Annotated in this window: 4 protein-coding genes and 1 tRNA gene; 4 read left to right on the top strand and 1 reads right to left on the bottom strand. The window is 60.5% G+C overall.

Annotated elements, in window-relative coordinates:
* Nucleotides 1-130: 130 nt before the first annotated feature.
* Nucleotides 131-874 carry a ParA family protein gene (locus tag HQL56_19080; GenBank protein MBF0311620.1) on the bottom strand — a complete coding sequence of 248 codons (744 nt, stop codon included), beginning with the start codon at nt 872-874 and terminating at the stop codon, nt 131-133.
* A gap of 146 nt (nt 875-1020) precedes the next feature.
* Here HQL56_19080 and HQL56_19075 point away from each other — a divergent pair, with 146 nt between their 5' ends.
* From HQL56_19075 to HQL56_19060, 4 genes are all read left to right on the top strand, one after another.
* Nucleotides 1021-1302, top strand: coding sequence for an RnfH family protein (locus HQL56_19075; GenBank protein MBF0311619.1), 282 nt, complete (start codon nt 1021-1023; stop codon nt 1300-1302).
* Nucleotides 1303-2121, top strand: a complete 819-nt coding sequence (gene truA / locus HQL56_19070; GenBank protein ID MBF0311618.1) for a tRNA pseudouridine(38-40) synthase TruA — start codon at nt 1303-1305, stop codon at nt 2119-2121.
* A 12-nt stretch (nt 2122-2133) separates the two neighbouring features.
* Nucleotides 2134-2940: an undecaprenyl-diphosphate phosphatase gene (locus HQL56_19065; GenBank protein MBF0311617.1), complete on the top strand. Its 807-nt coding sequence runs from the start codon at nt 2134-2136 to the stop codon at nt 2938-2940.
* Between the two features lie 161 nt (nt 2941-3101).
* Nucleotides 3102-3177 (top strand) — tRNA-Ala (locus HQL56_19060).
* The last annotated feature ends 167 nt before the right edge of the window (nt 3178-3344 follow it).

The following is a 3344-nucleotide window of genomic DNA, read 5'->3' as shown; positions in this document are numbered from 1 at the left end:
GGGGGCACCCCTGGGACTTTTCCTTTCGCTGTTGACTCCGTCATGTCGCGCTGCACAGGGCCCTGAATGGTTACGAAAATGCTTCGGTGAAAGAAAAAAGGCCGGGGAGGTGACTCCCCGGCCTTTTTGGTCAGGCGCAACGTTCCTTGATCTCCTGCCAGAGCTGGCGATAGGCATCGGCTTCGGGAGATTGGCGTGCGTAAGGGAAGACGGGGGAGCGTTTGACCCCCATGGCTTCGATGACCGTGGAGTCGGGAATCTGGCTCTTCAGGAAGATGGGATATTTTTCGAAGATGTTGCGCGTCACCGCCCGATGAATGGGCTTGCTCTCGCTGACCATGGTGAAGAAGGGCAGCACCTTCAATTTGCGGAAATTGTTCTTGATGAGGAACTGCACCAGATTATTGTAGGCCCGCAGGGAGAGGGTGGTGGGAATCAGCGGCACCAGCAGCACGTCGGCCAGGCCGAAGACGCTCTCCGCCACCATGGTGAGTCCCGGGGGGCAGTCGAGGATCAGATGATCGTAGCGCCGCGACAGGGGCTTGAGCATCTTTTCCAGGACCTTGTTCTTGCGGTTCTGATCGGCGACGATCTGATCCATCTCCCGATAGGTGATGTCGGAAGGCAGCAGGTCGAGGTTGGGGTAGCCGGTCATGCGCAGCAGGCGATCGAAATCGGCATCCCCGGTGAGCATGCGTTTGACGCCGCCGCGGATTTTGGGCTCGATGCAGAAGTAGAAGGTGGTGCTGGCCTGGGGATCGAGATCCCAGATCAGGGTCTGCGCTCCTTCGGCTGCCGAGAGATACGCCAGATTCACGGAAGTGGTGGTTTTGCCGACCCCTCCCTTGATGTTGTAGACGGCGAAGATCTTCATGGCAGCTCCTGAGAATGTGGATGGGTTGTCGTTGTTCCTTTGTTTCGCACGCGGTGTATAGAATAATGGCTTCTGACCGGGAAAGGAACAGCGTTTCTTGCCGGGAGCGACGTTCGGAGCAGAAAGATCTTCAGGAGGGTGTCGAAATGCGTGTTGCAGTGGCCTATGCCGAAGCCAAGAGACAGCTTTTGCTGGAATTCGACGTTTCCGAAGGAGCGACCGCCGCCGATGCGGTGAAACGCTCCGGGATTCTGGAAAAGTTTCCCCAGATCGATTTGGGTGTCAACAAGCTGGGTATCTTCGGCAAATTGGTTCCCGTGGACCAGGTTTTGAACGCTGGAGACCGGGTGGAGATCTACCGTCCTGCCGTCGGCAAGCCCCCCAAGAAGAGCGCTGCCGCCGCCAAGACGACGGACGAGGAGTCCTGATTGCACGCAGACGGGCCGGAGGAGTGTCCGCCGCTGGCAGGGGAAGGCCCCTCCGGTTCTCGTCTGGCCATGCTGTTGGAATACGACGGTTCCCGCTTCTGCGGTTGGCAAAGTCAGAAAGAGGGGGAGTCGGTTCAAGGCTGTCTGGAAAAGGCGCTGACCACGCTGTGCGGCGAAGCGGTGCGGGTCATCGGCGCGGGTCGCACCGATGCCGGTGTGCATGCCCTGGGTCAGGTGGCCCATTTCGACACCCGCAAAGCGATGCCGGTCGAGGTGTGGGGGCGGGCGCTGAACGCCTTGACACCCGATGGCGTGTCGATTCTGGGGGTGTGGCCGGTCTGCAAAACGTTTCATGCCCGGTCCAGCGCCAGCGGTCGCACCTATCTGTACCGCCTACGCACCCTCGTTGCGCCCCCGGCGTTGGATCGGGGCCGGGTGTGGCATGTGCGGGGTGGGTTGGATACGGAATCCATGGCTCGGGCCGGGGAGTTGCTCCTCGGTCGGCACGACTTTTCCGCCTTTCGGGCGGCGTCGTGCCAGGCCCGCAGTCCGGTGCGGGAGATGCGCCGGGTGGAGGTGCGCTCCGAGCCGGGGGAGATCCACCTCTGGTTCGAGGCCAACGCCTTTTTGCAGCACATGGTGCGCAATCTGGTGGGCAGTCTGGTGGTGGTCGGGCAGGGCCGCTGGAGCCCGGATCGGTTTGGCGAGGTGTTCGCCGGACGGGATCGCACCAGGGCAGCGGCAACGGCGCCGGCTCATGGGCTCTACCTCTATCGGGTGGCCTATGGCGAGGGGGGCGTGCTCTCTTATTCAGGATGATGGCGGGGCGATATGGAAATCTTTTTGCACTCCTTGGTGCTGGCGTTGGTGCAGGGCATTACGGAATTTCTTCCCATCAGTTCGTCGGGTCATCTCATTCTGGTGCCCTATTTGTTGGGCTGGAAGGATCAGGGCCTCATCTTCGACATTGCCGCCAATACCGGCACCCTGGGAGCGGTTCTCTACTATTTCCGCAAGGATGTGGTGAGCCTCTATCAGGGTTTCATCCGCTCCATCAAGGCGCGCCGCATCGTGGATCAGGAAGGGCGGCTGGCCTGGGCGGTGGGCATCGGCACCATTCCCATCGGGCTGATCGGACTGGCGGTCAAGCCGTTGGTGGAGAGCCAGGGGCGGGATCCCAAGCTGATCGCCATCGCCATGATTGTTTTTGGCTTGTTTTTGCTGTATGCGGACCGCATGGGGCGTCGGGATCGGGTTTTGGCGGATCTCGACTGGAAGGATGCCCTGATGATCGGCTTCGCCCAGGCCTTCGCCTTGCTGCCGGGCACGAGCCGTTCCGGGATTACCATGACGGTGGGCATGCTGGCGGGTTTCGACCGGGAGTCGAGTGCGCGTTTTTCCTTTTTCCTGGCGATTCCGGTGGGCATCCTGGCGGCGTTGCTGGACATCAAGGATGTGGCCCAGCACGGTCTGCCGCCGGATCAGGGGTTGCTGTTTCTGTTCTGGGGCATGATCGGCTCGGGTTTGGCGGGTATTGCCGTGATCCATCTGCTGTTGGGCTGGCTGAAGAAGCAGGGCTTCCTGCCCTTCGTCATCTACCGCCTGGCCCTGGGCGTGGTGCTGCTGAAGTATTTGTAGAGCGGGCGGGAAGGGGGTGTGCCCAGCGAAAGAGCCCGTTTCCAAGCCGAAACCGCCGGGAAACGCCGTTCCCCACCGTTTCGACGAAGTTTCCGCCCCATCGTCTTCAAAGGGCTCTTGTCCGCATCGCGGTTTTTTGCTAGACTCTGTTTATTGACGGAGGGGCCGTAGCTCAGTTGGGAGAGCGTCGCGTTCGCAATGCGAAGGTCGTGGGTTCGATCCCCATTGGCTCCACCATTTTAGAAATATCAGGGTAATATCCGATCCGAGGCCGCCTTCCAGGGCGGCCTTTTTCGTGGGAAATTCCTCAATAACTCCAATGGGTACGACGGCTTATTCCATTTCTGTTCCATTCGTTCATTAATACGGGGGTCCGGGGGCGATTATCGCCCCCGGCGGAGGTT

The sequence above is a fragment of the Magnetococcales bacterium genome, from assembly GCA_015231925.1.
Lineage (GTDB): Bacteria > Pseudomonadota > Magnetococcia > Magnetococcales > JADGAQ01 > JADGAQ01.
The sequence above is the reverse complement of the archived record's forward strand: the minus strand, read 5'-3'. Positions and strand labels throughout refer to the sequence as shown.